The following is a 17016-nucleotide window of genomic DNA, read 5'->3' on the forward strand; positions in this document are numbered from 1 at the left end:
TCAATTAACAGTTTCAGCAACACAGCTTGAGCCGGCGCAAGACCGCCGCTGGCCGCTGCGCTCTAATGGACAGCGTTGGCTGCATAGCCGCCTCATCCCTTACCGCCATGGCCCTGTTTCCACAATTTCCCCTGCTGCAACGGTTGAGCGCCAGCCTCAATCAGCTGGGCTGGCGCGACAGCGCCTGGCTGGCCGTGGCGCGCCTGCTGGAACGCGTGCCGGGCGGGCGCTGCGCGCTATATCGTTATCAATTCGTCGCGCAAGCCGTGGCGCCCGGTTCGCTGTGCCGCGGGCGCGGCCAGGCCATCACCGTCATGCCCTGCCTGGCGGAGGCGGACTTGCCGCCCGGCCCCGCACGCCGCCCCGGCGCGCTGCGCGAACGCTACCGCCAGGGCGCGCAATGCCTGGTGGCGCGTGACAAGTCTGGCATGGCCGGCTGGATCTGGCTGCTGCGCCACGGCTGCCAGGAAGACGAGGTGCGCGCCCGCTATGCGCTGGCGTCGCAGCAGTCGTCGTGGGACCTCGACGTGTGGGTGCATCCCGAGCAGCGCGGCGGCCTGGTCTTCGCCCGGCTGTGGGAAGAAGCCAACGCCGCGCTGCACGCGCAGGGCGTGCGCTGGTCGTGCAGCCGCATTTCGCGCTTCAACCGCGCCTCGCTGGGCGCCCATGCGCGCCTGGGCACGCACGCGCTGGGCACGGCCACCTTTCTCCGCTGCGGACGCTGGCAATGGATGGCCGCCAGCCTGCCGCCGTATGTCCACCTGTCGCGCCGCCCGGACGACATCCCCTGCCTCGCCTTCGATACCTCGTCCCTGCCGCACTACCCTTCCCTGGAGCTGACATGCCGCATCTTGAAGCAGTAAAACGCATCCTCGACACCACGCTGGGCTTGAACGGGCGTGCGCTGGAAGCCCACACGCCGCTCTTGGGCAGCGTGCCGGAACTCGACTCGATGGCCGTGATCGGCGTGATCGCCGCGCTGGAAGACCATTTCGGCATCATCGTCGCCGACGACGACATCCACGCGCGCCACTTCGCCACCGTGGGCACCCTGCACGACTTCGTGTTTGCGCAGCTGCGATGATGAACGGCGCCGCCCTCGACGCGCTGCCGCTGCTGCCCTTCTTCCTGCCCGCCAGCGGCGGCCAGCGCTACTGCCTGCTGCACCTGCCACCGCCGGGCCGCGGCGCGCGCGGCGGCATTATCTACGTGCATCCGTTCGCGGAAGAACTGAACAAAAGCCGCCACGTGGCCGCCGCGCAGGCGCGCGCCTTTGCCGCCCTGGGTTACAGCGTGCTGCAGATCGACCTGTACGGCTGCGGCGACAGCAGCGGCGACTTCAGCGAAGCGCGCTGGGATATCTGGCACAACGACCTGCACCTGGCTTGCGCGTGGCTGGCGCAGCGCGTCGACGGTCCCTTGAGCGTGTGGGGCTTGCGCCTGGGCGCCCTGCTGGCCCTCGATTTCGCCAGCCGCGCGCCGCTGCCGCTGGCGCGTTTGCTGCTATGGCAGCCGGAAGCCGATGGACGGCGCGGCATCGACCGCTTCCTGCGCCTGCGCCTGGCGACCAGCATGCTGGCCGGCGGCACGCAGGAAGCGCCCGGCCACGCGCGCGCGGCACTGGCGCAGGGTGAATCTGTGGAAGTGGCCGGCTACCTGCTGGCGCCCGAGCTGGCGCTGGCCATCGATGGCGTCAGCGCGTCCGCCCTGCTGCCGTCCGTGCCCGTCTACTGGCTCGATTACCAGGCGCCGGAACAAGCGGCCTCGCCATTGCCGCCGCTGGCGCGCCACTGGCGCGAACAGGGCGCCGCCGTGCACGTGGCCAGCTTCGGCGACGGCCCGTTCTGGCACAGCGGCGAGCTGCTGGCGTGTCCGCAGCTGCTGGCCGCCACGCGCACCCTGTGCCGCGACTGGCTCGACGAAGAAAGGACGCCGCCATGAAACGCGACAGCAGTCAGCAGCACCTCACAGGGCACAGCGTGCGCGAGCTGGCCCTGCGCTTTCGCAGCGCGGCCGCAGACGGTGAAGCGCAGGCGCGCATGGTCGGCATCCTCAGCCTGCCCGCCGTACCGGGCCCGCGCGGCATATTGATCGTCACGGGCGGGCCGCAGTACCGGGTCGGCAGCCACCGCCAGTTCGTCCTGCTGGCGCGCGCCCTGGCCGCGCAAGGCTGGCCCGTGCTGCGTTTCGACCTGCGCGGCATGGGCGACAGCGAGGGCAGCGCGCGCGACTACCGCGCCGCCGGCCCCGACATCGCCGGCGCGCTGGCGCAATTCTTCGACGCCGTGCCATCGTTGCGCGAAGTGGCGCTGTGGGGCTTGTGCGACGGCGCCACAGCGGGCGCCTGCCATGCGCCGCGCGACGCGCGCGTCAATGCCCTGATTTTGCTCAATCCGTGGGTACGCAGCAGCGCCGGCCTGGCGCGCGCCACCTTGCGCCATTACTATTTGCCACGCCTGCTGCAAGGCGCGTTCTGGCGCAAGCTGACCAAAGGCGGAGTGCAGCTGGGCGCCAGCCTGGCGTCGCTGCGTCAGGTGGCGGCCGCCACGCAGGCGCAGAAGCAGACGCAGGAAGCGCAGGAGGACGACGCGCCCGCGCCGGCCCTGCTGCGGGCGCTGACGCAATTCCAGGGCAAGGTGCTGCTGATCCTCAGCGGCGACGACCTGGGCGCGCGCGAGTGGCAAACCCTGCTCCATGGTGACGGGGCCTGGCGCGCCGTCGTCGCCCGCGCGCCATGGACGCAGGCGCAGGTGGCTGGCGCCAACCACACGTTTGCCAGCGCCGCCTGGCGCGGCGAAGTGGAACAGCTGTGCGTACGCTGGCTGCAGTCATGGTAAGTACCTCGCCAAAACGGGTGCTGATGGTCGCCTACCATTTTCCGCCGCTGGCCGGCGGCAGCGGCATCCTGCGCACCCTGGGCTTCGCGCGCCATTTGCCCGACTGCGGCTGGCAGCCGCTGGTGCTCAGTCCCAGCCCTGTCGCGTATGCGCAAACAGGCGTGTCCCAGCTGGCGCAGATCGGGGAGCGCGCCACTGTGCGGCGCACCCTGGCGCTGGATGCGGCACGCCATTTGTCCATCGCCGGGCGCTATCCGCGCTGCCTGGCGCTGCCCGACCGCTGGAGTTCCTGGTGGCTGAGCGCCGTGCCGGCCGGCCTGCGCATGATCCGCGAGTACCGCCCCGACGCCATCTGGTCGACGTACCCGATCGCCACGGCGCACCTGATCGCGCTGACCCTGCAAAAACTCAGCGGCCTGCCGTGGATCGCCGACCAGCGCGACCCCATGCTCGATGACAGCGACCCGCTGGCGCCATATCCGTCCGAAGTGCGTTTGCACCGCATGCATGCGTGGATAGAACAGCGCATCGCGGCGCGCAGCGCGGCCATCGTCTGCACCACGCCGGGCGCCATCGACGCCCACCGGCGACGCCTGGCACAGGTGGGGCGCGAGCGCTTCCATCTGATCGAGAACGGCTACGACGAAGACGGCCATGACGGCAATCCTGCGCGCACGGGCCACCGCAGCCGCTTTTTGCTGCTGCACAGCGGCGTGATCTACCCGTCCGAGCGCGATCCGCAAGCGCTGTTCGAGGCGCTGGCAAAGCTGCGCCACGACGGCGTGCTGCATGCGCGCAATTTCCAGCTGGTGCTGCGCGCCACGGGCCACGATGCATGGCTGGCCAGCCTGCTGGTGAAATACGGCATCCTCGACCTGGTGCGCCTGGAACCGTTGCAGCCGCATGGCGCGGCGCTGCAGGAAATGCTGGCCGCCGACGGCTTGCTGCTGCTGCAGGCGGCCAATTGCAATGCGCAGATTCCCGCCAAGCTGTATGAATACCTGCGCTGTCGCCGCCCTATCCTGGCGCTGACCGACCTGGCGGGCGACAGCGCGGCCAAGCTGCGCCACTGCGGCATCGACACCATCGGCCAGCTGGCGTCCAGCGCCGATTGCGCGCGCGCGCTGCTGCGCTTCCTGGAACTGGCGCGCCAGGGCCGCGCGCCGCTGGCCAGCCCCGCGGCCATCGCCCTGCAATCGCGGCAAGCCCGCAGCAACGCCCTGGCCGATGTGCTGGACCAGGTCAGCCACAGGAGAACCGCATGAAGCACCTGATACTTGCCTGCGCCCTGGCCGCCCGCTGCGCCAGCGCCGACGCCGCCGACTGCCCGCCCTACGTCAAGGGCACCACGGGCGGCGACTACACGAGCGCGGAAGACCGCAAGGACCTGTCCGTGGTCGAACAATTCCATTTTTCGCGCGCCGTGGAAACGCTCACGCAAGGCATGACGGGCAGCCTGGGCGGCGACATCAGCTACACCCTGGAGCACTTCCCGAACCACCACCGGGCGCTGGCCTCGATGGCGAAACTGGGCTTGCGCCTGAAAAGCGCGCAGCCGGTCGGCGCCCGCTACACGGTCAGCTGCTACTTCGAACGGGCGATCGCCTACGCGCCGCACGACGTGACGGCGCGCATGGTGTACGGCAGCTATTTGCTGGCCACGGGCCAGGATGCCATGGCGCTGGAGCAGCTGGACGCGGCCAGCCGCCTGGCGCCCGAGCAGGCCACCATCCAGTACAACCTGGGCTTGATGTATGTAAAAAAGAAGGAATACGAGAAAGCCAGCGCGCACGCGCAAAAAGCCTATGCGCTGGGCTTTCCCTTGCCGGGGCTGAAGAACAAGCTGAAGGCGGCGGGCAAGTGGAAAGAACCGCCGCCCGCCGTCATGGAAGCAAAGGAGGCACCGACAAAGGAAGAACCGGCCGCGCCGCCGGTCGAAAAACCTAGCGGGGAATGACGGCCGGCCGCTGGGCCACGCTCCAATGCCCCGTCGGCGAGGCGGCCAGCGCGGCGGCCAGATCGCGCCGCGACTGCGCCTTGTCGGCGGCCGCGCCGATGTGCGCCAGTTCGGCCGGCTGCAGCACGGTGGCGGTCAGCAGCATCACTGCGCCATATGGCGTGTCGAAAGAAGGGGGAAGCGTGGCCGTGCCCTGTGTCAGCAGCACGCCCACCTGTTCGTTTTCGTCTTCGAGGCCTGCCGGCGCATCCCGCACGTCCAGCACCATCGACACGCTGCCATGGCGCTGCAGCAGCAAGTCGATGGAACCGTGGTCGGCCACGTTCTGGCTGACCTGATAAATCACGTCGAACAGCCACGATGCCTGCACCGCATCGCCGTCGAAGGCGGACAGCGGCGCCTCGATGCACACTTCCAGCAGGTGGCCGCGCGGCACGAACACGTCGTCTTCATCTTCGAACGGGTCGCTCAAACCATCGCTGGCGATGATGATCGAATCGGCACGGCGGATCACCCTCCAGGCCTGGCGCAGCGATGGCCAGCGCGGGCCTCCCATCAAGGCGGAATTGAGCAACGGCGCCAGCACGTCGGCATCCAGCGTGCCCAGGGTGGCATAGAAGGCGTCGCGCGCGGCGCAGGCCGCAGCCAGCATCTGAGCGCCCGCTTCCTTGCCGACGACGGCGTCGTCCGGTTGCGCTACTTGGGGAATGTCGTTATCAGGCATGAGATTGGTCTTTGAATTAGTCGGCGGGAGGAAAATCGTGATAGGAACGGGGCAGATAGCCCCATATGCGCGCCACCCGGTCGCGCACCTCGAAATCGAAGCCGATGCGTTCCAGTTCCGGCACGATCCACACGCCATGGTCGATGATTTTTTTGGGCAGCAGCATGGCCACGTGTTCTTGCGAGTACAGGCTGATGTCGAACCATTCGACGCCCAGGAACGGGAACGGCGGGTGGTAATCCCATTCCGTATCCCAGCGCGACACATAGCCGGACACGGAACCGTAGCGGTACGACGGCGCCCAGTCGGTCCGCCCGCGCATGAAGGCCAGCAGCTCGTTCCACTTGCAGTCGTTGGCGGCTCCCGCCAGGTTACGGCGCGCGATGTGGCCGCGCAGCTTGCGCTTGATGTCGTCGCCGCCAGCGTCGGCCAGCGGCAGGCCAGCCATTACTTCGCCACCGGCTTGACTTTCGACGCGGCCAGCACGGCGCGCGCGCGGGCCGTGTCGATATCGTCGGCCGTGGCCAGCGCCACGCCCATGCGGCGGCGGGCGAACGATTCGGGCTTGCCGAACAGGCGCAAGTCGGCGCCCGGCACGCTCAGGGCGTCGGCCACGCCTTCGAAGGCGATGCCTTTCGCTTCCAACTGGCCGTAGATGACGGCCGAGGCGCCGGGAGAGCGCAGCGCCACGTTGACGGGCAAGCCCAGGATGGCTTTCGCGTGTAGTTCGAATTCGCTCTGCACCTGGCTGGCCATGGTGACCATGCCCGTGTCGTGCGGACGGGGACTCACTTCCGAGAACCACACCATGTCGCCCTTGACGAACAGCTCCACGCCGAACAGCCCCAGGCCGCCCAGGTTATCCGTCACCTTGCGGGCGATCTCGCGCGAGCGTTCGAGGGCCAGCGGCGCCATGCGGGCCGGCTGCCACGATTCCACGTAGTCGCCCTGCACCTGCAAGTGGCCGATCGGCTCGCAGAACTGCGTTTCAATCTTCCCCGAGGCGCCGACGGCGCGCACCGTCAGCAAGGTGATTTCATAATCGAAGTCGATGAAGCCTTCGACGATGACCCGGCCCGTGTCGACCCGGCCGCCGCTGGCCGCATGCGCCCACGCCGTTTCCACATCTTGCGGGCCATCGAGCTTGGACTGGCCCTTGCCCGACGACGACATCACGGGTTTTACCACGCAGGGAAAACCGATCTCCTGGCACGCCAGCTGCAGCTCTTGCAGGCTGCTGGCGAAGCGGTATGGCGACGTCGCCACGCCCAGCGTTTCGGCGGCCAGCGTGCGGATGCCTTCGCGGTTCATCGTCAGCACGGCGGCGCGCGCGTTCGGGATGCAGGTGATTTGCCCGGCCGCTTCCAGCGCCGCCAGGGTCTCCGTGGCGATGGCTTCGATTTCCGGCACGATCAGGTCCGGCTTTTCCAGGTCGATCAGGGCGGCCAGCGCCACGCCGTCGCTCATGTCGATCACGTGCGAGCGGTGCGCCACCGGGTGGCCCGGTGCGTTCGGATAGCGGTCGACAGCGATCACTTCCACGCCCAGGCGTTGCAGCGAAATGATCACTTCCTTGCCCAGTTCACCGGAACCCAGCAGCATGACTTTGATGGCGGTGGAAGACAGCGGTGTGCCGAAGGTGCGGGGCGTGATGGTGTTGCTGGTGCTGCTGGTGCTAATGGTCATGGCGGGGTCAGGTGGCTTTGGAAAGATGGCTGGGACTATAGCAAATGCCGGCCCTCTTGGACAGGGCGCGCCAACGGTGCAGCCGCTGGCGGCGGCACTTGCCAGAGCAAGCTGGCAATGCAATAATTGAGAATGATTCTCAATTAACGATCATCCATCATCGTCCTTGCCGCCATGAACCCTGCCGCACCGCCCGACCTTGCCACCCTGTACCGCGCCCACCACGGCTGGCTGCAGGGCTGGCTGCGGCATAAACTGGGTTGCGGCGCCGATGCGGCCGACGTGGCGCACGACACCTTCATGCGCCTGCTGCAGCGGCGCGAACGGCCGCAGCCCGCCCTGCGCGAACCGCGCGCCTACCTGACGCGCATCGCGCAAGGCCTGGTGATCGACCATTACCGGCGCCGCGACGTGGAATACGCCTACCTGCAGGCGCTGGCCGCCCTGCCCGAGCAGACGGCACCGTCGCCCGAAACACGGCTGCTGCTGATCGACACCCTGGTGCGCCTCGATACGGCGCTCGACGCCCTCAAGCCGCGCGCCAGGCGGGCCTTTTTGCTGGCCCAACTGGACGGCTTGACGGGTCCCGCCATCGCCGCCAGGCTCGATGTCTCGCTGGCCACCGTCGAGCGCGACCTGGCCAGCGCCTGGCGCGCCTGCTACCGCGTCTATTTCCAGTGACATTTCCAGTGACGGCCGCTGCCTTGCCGGAAGACCCCGTGGAGCAAGCCATCGCCTGGGCCGTGCGCTTGCAGATGCATGGCGCCACCCCGGACGCCCTGCACTCGCTGCAGCGCTGGCGCGATGCCGACCCCGGCCACGAACAGGCATGGCAGCGCCTCGCCGCCATCGGCAGCCAGTTCTCGGGCTTGCCGCCGGAAGCGAGCCGCGCCACCCTCGACGCCAGTCTGGCGCGCCGCCGCCAGCGCCGCCAGGCGCTGAAAGTGCTGGCCGGCATCGGCTTTGCCGGCACGGCCGCCTGGTTCGCCATCGACACGCGCGCCGACTACCGCACGGGCACGGGGCAGCGCCTGGCCGTGCGCCTGCCGGACGGCAGCTTGCTGCAGCTGAATGCGGGCACGGCCGTCAGGCTGCGCTTCGATGGCGCGCAACGGCTGCTGACCTTGCTGCATGGCGACATTGCCATCACCACGCAAGCCGACCCGCAGCGCCGGCCGTTTCTCGTCGACACGGGCGAAGCGCGCATGCTGGCGCTGGGCACGCGTTTCACGGTGCGCCGCCTCGCTGTTGCCGAGGGCGCTGATGCCATGCTGACGCGCCTGGCCGTGCAGGAACACGCGGTGCAGCTGCAGGCAGCCGCAAGCGCGGCCCGGCCCTTGCTGGTGCAGGCAGGCGACGGCGTCCTGACGGATGGCGCGCGCATCTGGCGCGAGCCGGCCCATGACGATCCGGCCGCCTGGCTCGATGGCGTGATCGTCGCGCGCGACATGCCCCTGGGCCAGCTGGTGGCCGAACTGGCGCGCCACCGGCATGGCTTGCTGCTGTGCGATGCCGATATCGCCCGCTTGCCCGTGTCCGGCATCTTCCAGCTGGACGATCCCGAGCGGGCCCTGCGCGTGCTGCTGCATACGCAGCCCATCGTGGCCGTGTACCGCACGCGCTTCTGGGTCACGCTGAAAAAAGCGTAAAAAAGATGAGGGGATCGGGCTGGCCGCACGGCATACAGCTTGATACCACTCAAATGATAGCGATATATGACCCCATCTTTCCTGCCCCGCCCTCGGCCCTTCCCCGCTCCCGTCCGTTCCCGCCTGGCTGGCGCCGTCGCCAGCACCCTGCTGCTGCTCGGCGCGGCACCCGTCCTGGCCCAGCAAAACCAGCCCCGGGCCAGCAGCGACAGCGCCGTCCATGCCCTGCAGATCGCCGCCGGCCCGCTCGATGCGGCGCTGGAACAGCTGGCGCGCACGGCGAACCTGACGCTCACCTACCAGGCGGGCGACGTGCGCGGCCTGCGCACGGCCGGCCTGTCCGGCAATTACGGTGTCGCGGCCGGCCTCGACGCGCTGCTGGCCGGCAGCGGCCTGGCGGCGCTGCAACTGGCGCCCAACGATTTCGTCCTGCGCCCACTGCCCAGGTCGGTGAATGCGGCGGATGGCGCGCAGCAACTGGCCGAAATCACGGTCACGGCCGGCGGCGAGCCGGCGCTGGAAACGGAAGGCAGTGGCGCGTATGCGGCGGCGCTGGCCGGCACGGCCACGCGTTTTACCCTGTCGCCACGCGAAACGCCGCAATCGCTGACCGTCATCACGCGCCAGCAGATGGATGACCAGGGTGTCCTCAGCCTGGCCGACGTGCTGCAGCAGACGCCGGGCGTGACCGTTTCGCACGACGATACGGAGCGTTACAACTACTATGCGCGCGGCTTCAGCCTGAACAGTTTCCAGTACGACGGCGTGCCCACCTTCGACTTCAGCACCAATTCGAACGGCCTGGGCATCCGCGACATGGCCATCTACGACAGGGTGGAAGTGGTGCGCGGCGCGAATGGCCTGATGAGCGGCGCCGGCAGCCCCGCCGGCGCCGTCAACCTGGTGCGCAAGAAACCCACGCGCCAGTTCCAGGCATACGCGCAGGCGGGCATCGGCAGCTGGGACCGCTACCGCGCGGAAGCCGATGTCTCCGGCCCCCTGAATGCGGACGCTTCCGTGCGCGCGCGCCTGGTGGCCGCGCATCAGGATCATGGCTCCTACATCGACTATTACCAGCAGAACAAGAGCGTGGTGTACGGCGTCATCGAAGCGGATTTGACGCCGCGCACGCGCGTGCTGGCGGGCATCGACTACCAGAAAATCGATTCAAAGGGCTCGTCCTTCGGCCAGAATCCCCTGTTCTACACGGATGGCAGCCGCACGCGGTTCGCGCGCGCCTTCAACCCCGCAGCGCGCTGGACGGACGCGGGCAGCACCAGCACGCGCGTGTTCGCCGCCGCCGAGCACCTGTTCGACAATGGCTGGCAAGTCAAGGCGGAAGCGAGCCACTGGAAGGGCGATACGGACCAGTTGCAAGCGAACATCATCAGTTGGGGTCCCTATCCGGATTCAGCGACGGGCCTGGCCACCGTGCAGCGCGGCGCAAAAACCTATGCCATCGACAGCAATTCGCTCGATGCCTACGCCACGGGTCCATTCCAGTGGCTGGGCCGCCAGCATGAACTGGTGCTGGGCGTCAACGCCAGTCACCGCAAGTCCGACTACGTGGCTTATCGCGGCGGCAATGTGGAAATCGACTACCGCCACTGGAATAACAACGTGCCCCTGCCGTCGAGCATGACCGTCAGCCAGACGCAACAATACAGCTTCAAGGAATATGCGGCGTATGGCGCGGCGCGCTTCAAGCCGGCCGATGGCTTGTCGCTGATCGTCGGCAGCCGCCTCAACAGCTATGAACGCACGGGCGAGCTGATCTATGGCTCGGGCGACACGGGCCGCGACGACGCGAAGGAAAAACACCGGCTGGTGCCGTATGCGGGCGCCGTCTACGACTTGAACGGCACGTACTCCGCGTATCTCAGCTATGCCAGCATCTTCGAGCCGCAATCGGTCAGCGACGCCAACGCCAGAGCGCTGCCGCCCACCACGGGCAAGTCCTGGGAAAGCGGCATCAAGGGCGAGTTTTTCGAGCGCAAGCTGAACGCCAGCGTGGCCGTATTTCATATCAAGCAAGATAACCTGGCCGATTACGTGGGCACGGACGCCAACGAACGGGAAGTCTACCGGCCCATCGACGGAACCACCACGCGCGGCGTGGAGCTGGAAGTGGCAGGCCAGCTGTTGCCTGGCTGGCAGGTGCAGGCGGGAGCGACGTTCAGCCGCCCGCGCGACAAGGATGGCCAGCGCATCGATACGACGCGTCCCGAACGCAGCTTCAAGCTGGCGACCAGCTACCGCCTGGGCGGCGACTGGCGCCGCTTGAGCGTGGGCGGCAATGTCAACTGGCAGGGCCGGACGTATTACCACACCGTCCTGGCGGGCGACGTGCCGGCACGCGCCGACGAAGGCAGCTTTGGCGTGGTGGGACTGATGGCGCGCTACGAGTTCAGCAAGCGGCTCAGTGCCGTGCTGAACCTCAATAATGTCTTCGACAAGCGCTATTACAGTGGTTACGGCCTGTACGGCAGCGGCTATTATGGCGATCCGCGCAACGCGCAGCTGACCTTGCGGGCCAGCTTCTAGCCTGCATAGGCCCGCTTGATCTCGTCGATGTCGATCTTTTTCATGCCCATCATGGCTTTCATCACGCGCCCGGCCTTGACGGGATCGGGGTCCGTCAGCAGGCGGATCATGAGGGTGGGCACGATTTGCCACGATACCCCGAACTGGTCCTTGAGCCAGCTGCATTGCTGGGCTTCCGGCGGCCCGCCCCGGGACAGCAGGTTCCAGTAGTGGTCGACTTCATCCTGCGTTTCGCAGTTGACCTGGAACGAGATGGCCTCGGAAAACTGGAACAGGGGCCCGCCATTCAAGCCCGTAAACGTCTGGCCATCGAGTTCGAAGGCCACCGTCAGCACGCTGCCCGGCTCCTGGCCGTGGATTTCCTTGCCCTCCGCGCCATAGCGCAGGATCTGGCCGACCCTTGAATTAGGAAATATTTCCGTATAAAACCGGGCCGCCGCCTCGGCGTTGCCGTTGAACCATAAACATGGGGTAATCTTTTGTACGCTGTGCATGATGTCTCCCTAGTCCGAAAAGGAACGCCTTCCCGCGCGGGAAGGCCGGCTACCAATCATAGTCAATTCGTCGCCGTCATGGCACGCAATGTGCGCTGCGGGCGCCTTGCACAGCATCCGGTTCTGTTCGTCATAAATTTACAATAATTTCCTGAGGATTACTTAGGCATCGAGGCCATAAAACACGGCGACGAGGATGGCGATGTTATTGCAGGCGCGGGAAAATGTCGTTGTCGCATAGGCAACAGCCACGCCGGGAGCACGGTAACGCAGGTAGACAAAGCTGAACATGGCGCCCGAGCCCAGCGCGACGATGGCGTGCAGCAAGCCGCCGCTGATGAAATGCACGATGGCCCACAGGATGGCGCCGATGAAAATACTCAGCTGGCGGCTGGCGCCCAGGCGCTTGAGGATTTCCAGCGGCAGCAGTTGGCCGAGGAAGGTTTCCAGGATGGGAGAATAGATGACGACCCAGAACACCAGCAGGGGCAGCGACATTTCGTGCTTGAACTTGGCCAGGCCCGTGTGCGCGCCCCAGTATGCGGGCGGCAACAGCCATTTGGTGAGGAACAGGATGGCAAAGCACAACATGCAGGTGAGTAAACCCCACCCCAGGCCGGCAAGGGCCAGCTGCAGCACAGGCGGCGCCGGCTGGTCGTCGTCCGGGCTGGATAGATCGTGGCTGCTGCGCACTTGCATGAGAAGTCCTGGCGGTGATCCAGCTCTCATTGTAGCGCGGAATATGGCGCTTGGCGCGCCGCGCTGCAGTGCGAGCGGCCTCAGGCCGCCAGGCGCAAAGGACCGCTGGCCAGCTGGGCCAGTTTGAAGATGCCCACTTCCTGTTCCAGCTGCGCCGCCTGCTGCTGCAGTTCGTGCGCGGCGGCGGCCGCCTGTTCCACCAGGGCCGCGTTTTGCTGGGTGACGCGGTCCATGTCGACGATGGCGCGGTTGACTTGCTCGATGCCGGCGCCCTGCTCCTGCGTGGCGTGGCTGATCTCGGCCATGATGCCCGTCACCCTGCCGATGCCGGCCACCACCTCATGCATGGTGGCGCCCGCCTGCTCGACGAGCACCGTGCCCGTGCCCACCTTGCTGACGGAATCGTCGATCAGGGTCTTGATTTCGCGCGCGGCGGCGGCGGAACGCTGTGCCAGGCTGCGCACCTCGGTGGCGACCACGGCAAAGCCGCGCCCCTGCTCACCGGCGCGCGCCGCTTCCACGGCCGCGTTCAAGGCCAGGATATTGGTCTGGAAGGCGATGCTGTCGATCACGCCGATGATGTCGACGATCTTGTTCGACGAGGCATTGATCAGGCCCATGGTATGCACCACTTCGGCCACCGCCTTGCCGCCCTGCTCCGACACGGTGGACGCTTCGCGCGCCAGGCGGTTTGCCTGCTGGGCGTTGTCCGCATTCTGGCGCACGGTGGAAATCAGTTCTTCCATCGACGACGCCACTTCTTCGAGCGAACCGGCCTGCTGCTCCGTGCGCTGCGACAGGTCGCGGTTGCCCGAAGCGATCTCGGTCGAGGCCGTGGCGATGCTTTCCGTACCGAGGCGCACCTTGCCGACGATGGCGGCCAGGTTGTCGCGCATGGTCTTGATCGCAAACAGCAGGCTGCTGTCGTCACCATCGCGCGTGTGCACGTCGATGGCCAGTTCGCCCAGCGCGATGCGCCCGGCGATCGAGGCCGCATATGCGGGTTCGCCGCCCAGCTGGCGCAGCAATCCCCGCGTGATGACGGTGGCGACCGCAATGCAAATGAGCACGCTGAGCGCGGCCAGCACGCCGATCCAGCGCAGCGACTGGCCATAGATGGCGCGCGCGGCCACGCTGGCCTGCTCCGATTCGCGCTGCACGTTTTTCAGGACGGCATCGATGTCGGCGACGATCTGGCGCCGCAGCGGGCTGCATTCATCGACGAGGAAGGTGCCGTACTGCTCCATCTGCCCCGTGGCGCGGAACTGGCGCGGACGCTGCAGTTGCTGCGCCATGGTTTTCAGGCCCGTGCTGACTTTCTCGAACTGGGCATCGCCGGCGAACTGCGGCGCCAGCTTCGCCAGCGCGTCCAGGTACAGCGCCTTCTGGCTGTCGAGGATGGCCAGCTCTTTTTCGGCGGCGGCCAGGTCATGGAAGATATACGCGTTGCGGGCGGCCAGGCCCGTCTGGTCGAGCGCTTCGCGCGCCACGTACAGGGGTTCGAGTTTTTCCAGTTGCACTTTTTCTTGCGTATCCATGGCGCCGGAGATGGCGCCGATGCGCAACAGCGCGAAGGCGGCCAGCACCAGCATGAGCAAGACCAGCAGCCCGAAGCCTGCGCTCAGGCGCGCGCCTATCGTCAAACGATTGAATGACATCATTGTTGTTATTACCCTGTAATAAAGTTGATTGTTGCCGGTTACGCTAGAACCAGCGATCTGCTCGCCGTCGTGCTGCCTTTCCCGCATGGTGCAGGATGGGTCTCTAACTGGCGTTTTTTGGGCAGTCAGCTTTTAATTTCGGGCAATGCAGGCGTGCGGGAGACACCCCACGCCATACAACAGCACACTGAATTATAAGCGAACAGCGTTATGGATGATTTCACGCGTTCGCTTTTAATGCCTTGATGCAAGTCAAGGAGCGTCGATGACGGCCATGGTGATGCGCGAGATGCAGCACAGTTTGCCGTCGTCGTCGACGATGCGGATTTCCCAGACCTGGCTGCTGCGGCCCCGGTGTATCGGCGTAGCGCGCCCCGTCACGTGGCCGCCGCGCACGCCGCGCACGTGGTTGGCGTTGATTTCCTGCCCCACGCTGACATGGCGGCGATGATCCAGGCAGGCATTCGCGGCCATGCTGCCCAGGGTCTCGGCCAGCAGAACGGAAGCGCCGCCATGCAGCAGTTTAAAAGGCTGCATGGTGCGGTGGTCGACGGGCATGGTCGCCTCGATCCAGTCGGGGCCAAAGGCCGTGAATACTATGCCCAGGTGGCGCATGGCCGTGCCCTCGCTGGCGGCGTTGAGCGTGGCCAGGTCGAGCGGTGCGTGCCAGATTTCCATGATTACCTCGGATAAGTGGGGAGAAAAAACCATTGTAGGGCAGCCGGCACGCGCGCGCTGCTTCATCCTTCCTTCAGCATGGCATGGGGTGACACGGACATTAACTGGTTATAATTGCTCCATTCTTAAAAAACGAGGTTGTGTATGAAGTGGGCCTTGCTGGGCATTTTTGTGTTTTCTGTTTTACATATTCATTTTCGGGGCAAGGTGCGCCTGCCGTTCCGCCGCCAGATCTTCGATCACTCCTCGTTCATGGCGCCGCTGAACCTGTTCATGCACACCTTTTCCAAGGTGCCGGCCACGCCATATCTTTCCGTCGATCAATTTCCGGAACTGGCACCGCTGCAGCAGAACTGGCAAATCATCCGCGATGAAGCGCTGCGCATGCAGGAAATGAAAAAGATCAAGGCGGCCGAAAAGAACAATGACGTGGGTTTCAACTCCTTCTTCAAGTATGGCTGGAAGCGTTTCTACCTGAAATGGTATGACGCGAACCACCCGTCGGCGCAGCAAATGTGTCCGCAAACCTATGCGCTGCTGCAATCGATTCCCTCGATCAAGGCTGCCATGTTCGCGGAACTGCCGCAAGGCGGCAAGCTCAACCCGCACCGCGACCCGTTCGCCGGTTCCCTGCGCTACCACCTGGGCTTGCAGACGCCGAACGACGACCGCTGCTTCATCGACGTCGATGGCGAACGCCACAGCTGGCGCGACGGCCAGGCCGTGATGTTCGATGAAACGTATATCCACTGGGCCCGCAACGATGCCGACAGCGACCGCATCATCCTGTTCTGCGACATCGAACGCCCGATGCGCTACCGCTGGGCGCAAGGATTGAACCGCTGGCTGGGCCGCACCCTGATGACGGCCGCCGCCTCGCCCAACGAACTGGGCGACCAGGTGGGTGGCGTGAGTAAACTGTTCCAGATTTCCTGGACCATGGGCCAGTACCGCCGCCGCTTCAAGGCGTGGAACAAGACGGCCTACCAGCTCACCCGCGTGGCCCTCGTGGTGGGCGTGATCGCGCTGATCTACTTCATCTAAGTAGGTCGTGGGAAATTATTGTGAAGTTATGACGAACAGAACCGGATGCTCTGCAAGGCGCCCGCTGCGACGCAGTGCGAGCACTGCTAGCAGCGGGCAACACCGCAGAGTGCCGGTTATGGAGGTCAGAAATCACAATAATTTATTACGACCTACTTCGCAACCGCCCTTGCCTGTTCGATCAAACCGCCTTCGGGCGGTTTTTTTATATTGCGATGCCACTGACCAGGAGAATTTTAAAAAATGACCGAACGCGACCGCCAGTACGCTATCCAGATCGGCGACGACGCCTGGATCGAATTCATCGATCTTGACGGCCGCTATACCCAGGCGATCGACATTGATGCCATGCTGGATGGGCTATGGCCGCTGATCTGCCGCCTGGAAACCCATTGCGTGGCCGGCTGCTGCGGCATGGATGCCTACGACTTCACGCGCGAAGGCATAGCGACGGCGCTGCTGGAACTGGATCGCGCGCACATGCATGCCGCCTGCATGGGGGCCAAGGCCGCCGTGACGGCGGCGACCAGCGATGTCTTGACGAGTGCCACGATGAATCACGTGGCCGATAAACGCGTGTTTTTGCAATTGCTCGATCATCTCGACGATTGCATCACCGCGCAGGATTGCGCAGGGACTTGACCTTGCCAAGGCGGGAAGGTCCAAGGTAACGGTATTCAAGGAACTCAAGGAGAATCCCGTATGCCCACCATCACCGTCCTGCCCCATCCCGAGCTGGCCCCCGACGGCGCCGTGTTCGACGCGCCCGAGAAAATGAGCATCTGCGATGCATTACTGCTCAACAACATTGACATGGAACACGCCTGCGGCCAGGTGGGCGCCTGTTCCACCTGCCACGTGGTCGTGGTGCGGGGTTTTGATACGCTCAATGAGTTGGGCGACAATGAGGAAGACATGCTCGACCAGGCCTGGGGCTTGCAGCCCCACTCGCGCCTGTCTTGCCAGGCCCGCCTGGCGCAGGAAGACCTGACGGTCGAACTGCCCAGGTACACCCTCAACCACGCCAAGGAATAGTGCCCGGC

At 65.8% G+C, this 17016-nt stretch carries 19 protein-coding genes; 12 read left to right on the forward strand and 7 right to left on the reverse strand.

The annotated features are described in order from the left end of the window. The first annotated feature begins 107 nt into the window (after window positions 1-107). The 6 genes from KY494_RS03095 to KY494_RS03120 are packed head-to-tail and all read left to right on the forward strand — an operon-like array spanning window position 108 to window position 4794. On the forward strand, window positions 108-863 hold the full coding sequence (locus KY494_RS03095; protein ID WP_219889862.1) for a GNAT family N-acetyltransferase: 756 nt from the start codon (window positions 108-110) through the stop codon (window positions 861-863). Then, window positions 842-1084 carry an acyl carrier protein gene (locus KY494_RS03100; protein ID WP_219137074.1) on the forward strand — a complete coding sequence of 81 codons (243 nt, stop codon included), beginning with the start codon at window positions 842-844 and terminating at the stop codon, window positions 1082-1084. The genes KY494_RS03095 and KY494_RS03100 overlap by 22 nt, the downstream gene beginning before the upstream one ends. After that, window positions 1081-1941: a hydrolase 2, exosortase A system-associated gene (locus KY494_RS03105; protein WP_258194624.1), complete on the forward strand. Its 861-nt coding sequence runs from the start codon at window positions 1081-1083 to the stop codon at window positions 1939-1941. The genes KY494_RS03100 and KY494_RS03105 overlap by 4 nt, the downstream gene beginning before the upstream one ends. Next, window positions 1938-2837 carry a hydrolase 1, exosortase A system-associated gene (locus KY494_RS03110; RefSeq protein ID WP_219889864.1) on the forward strand — a complete coding sequence of 300 codons (900 nt, stop codon included), beginning with the start codon at window positions 1938-1940 and terminating at the stop codon, window positions 2835-2837. Before KY494_RS03105 ends, KY494_RS03110 begins: the two co-directional genes overlap by 4 nt. Continuing rightward, entirely contained in the window at window positions 2831-4102 is a 1272-nt protein-coding gene (locus tag KY494_RS03115; protein WP_258194626.1) for a glycosyltransferase, read from the forward strand. The genes KY494_RS03110 and KY494_RS03115 overlap by 7 nt, the downstream gene beginning before the upstream one ends. Then, window positions 4099-4794, forward strand: coding sequence for an ABC transporter permease (locus KY494_RS03120; protein WP_219889866.1), 696 nt, complete (start codon window positions 4099-4101; stop codon window positions 4792-4794). Before KY494_RS03115 ends, KY494_RS03120 begins: the two co-directional genes overlap by 4 nt. Here KY494_RS03120 and KY494_RS03125 read toward each other — a convergent pair. The 3 genes from KY494_RS03125 to purT are packed head-to-tail and all read right to left on the reverse strand — an operon-like array spanning window position 4781 to window position 7204. Continuing rightward, complete coding sequence (locus tag KY494_RS03125) at window positions 4781-5518, reverse strand: hypothetical protein (protein WP_219889868.1); 738 nt, start codon at window positions 5516-5518, stop codon at window positions 4781-4783. The genes KY494_RS03120 and KY494_RS03125 overlap by 14 nt on opposite strands. A gap of 16 nt (window positions 5519-5534) precedes the next feature. Further along, complete coding sequence (locus KY494_RS03130; protein ID WP_258194628.1) at window positions 5535-5966, reverse strand: DUF6678 family protein; 432 nt, start codon at window positions 5964-5966, stop codon at window positions 5535-5537. Further along, window positions 5966-7204: a formate-dependent phosphoribosylglycinamide formyltransferase gene (gene purT, locus KY494_RS03135; protein ID WP_219889869.1), complete on the reverse strand. Its 1239-nt coding sequence runs from the start codon at window positions 7202-7204 to the stop codon at window positions 5966-5968. Before purT ends, KY494_RS03130 begins: the two co-directional genes overlap by 1 nt. Before the next feature lie 174 nt (window positions 7205-7378). Between purT and KY494_RS03140 the strand changes: the two genes are divergently transcribed. The 3 genes from KY494_RS03140 to KY494_RS03150 all read left to right on the forward strand — a co-directional run bounded on the left by KY494_RS03140 (window position 7379) and on the right by KY494_RS03150 (window position 11397). Next, a complete protein-coding gene (locus tag KY494_RS03140; RefSeq protein WP_219889871.1) occupies window positions 7379-7885 on the forward strand; it encodes a sigma-70 family RNA polymerase sigma factor in 507 nt (168 codons plus the stop codon). Continuing rightward, on the forward strand, window positions 7882-8853 hold the full coding sequence (locus KY494_RS03145; protein ID WP_219889872.1) for a FecR domain-containing protein: 972 nt from the start codon (window positions 7882-7884) through the stop codon (window positions 8851-8853). Before KY494_RS03140 ends, KY494_RS03145 begins: the two co-directional genes overlap by 4 nt. Before the next feature lie 66 nt (window positions 8854-8919). Further along, entirely contained in the window at window positions 8920-11397 is a 2478-nt protein-coding gene (locus KY494_RS03150) for a TonB-dependent siderophore receptor (RefSeq protein ID WP_219889873.1), read from the forward strand. On the opposite strand, the gene KY494_RS03155 is transcribed toward KY494_RS03150, so the two are convergent. The 4 genes from KY494_RS03155 to KY494_RS03170 form a co-directional block, all read right to left on the reverse strand. After that, a complete protein-coding gene (locus KY494_RS03155) occupies window positions 11394-11891 on the reverse strand; it encodes a VOC family protein (protein ID WP_374197330.1) in 498 nt (165 codons plus the stop codon). The two genes, KY494_RS03150 and KY494_RS03155, sit on opposite strands and share 4 nt — an antisense overlap. 162 nt (window positions 11892-12053) lie before the next feature. Further along, window positions 12054-12590 carry a CPBP family glutamic-type intramembrane protease gene (locus tag KY494_RS03160; protein ID WP_219889874.1) on the reverse strand — a complete coding sequence of 179 codons (537 nt, stop codon included), beginning with the start codon at window positions 12588-12590 and terminating at the stop codon, window positions 12054-12056. An 80-nt stretch (window positions 12591-12670) separates the two neighbouring features. Next, window positions 12671-14251 (reverse strand): methyl-accepting chemotaxis protein, encoded by a 1581-nt coding sequence (locus tag KY494_RS03165; RefSeq protein WP_219889875.1) that lies wholly within the window; start codon window positions 14249-14251, stop codon window positions 12671-12673. A gap of 252 nt (window positions 14252-14503) precedes the next feature. Next, a complete protein-coding gene (locus KY494_RS03170; protein ID WP_219889876.1) occupies window positions 14504-14929 on the reverse strand; it encodes a hotdog fold thioesterase in 426 nt (141 codons plus the stop codon). A 144-nt stretch (window positions 14930-15073) separates the two neighbouring features. Here KY494_RS03170 and lpxO point away from each other — a divergent pair, with 144 nt between their 5' ends. From lpxO to fdx, 3 genes are all read left to right on the forward strand, one after another. Next, entirely contained in the window at window positions 15074-15973 is a 900-nt protein-coding gene (gene lpxO / locus KY494_RS03175; protein WP_219137087.1) for a lipid A hydroxylase LpxO, read from the forward strand. Window positions 15974-16216: 243 nt separating this feature from the next. Then, a complete protein-coding gene (locus tag KY494_RS03180; protein WP_219889877.1) occupies window positions 16217-16615 on the forward strand; it encodes a DUF6331 family protein in 399 nt (132 codons plus the stop codon). A gap of 60 nt (window positions 16616-16675) precedes the next feature. Continuing rightward, window positions 16676-17008 carry an ISC system 2Fe-2S type ferredoxin gene (gene fdx, locus KY494_RS03185; protein WP_219137089.1) on the forward strand — a complete coding sequence of 111 codons (333 nt, stop codon included), beginning with the start codon at window positions 16676-16678 and terminating at the stop codon, window positions 17006-17008. Window positions 17009-17016 lie beyond the last annotated feature (8 nt).

Source organism: Janthinobacterium sp. PAMC25594 (genome assembly GCF_019443505.1).
Lineage (GTDB): Bacteria > Pseudomonadota > Gammaproteobacteria > Burkholderiales > Burkholderiaceae_D > Janthinobacterium.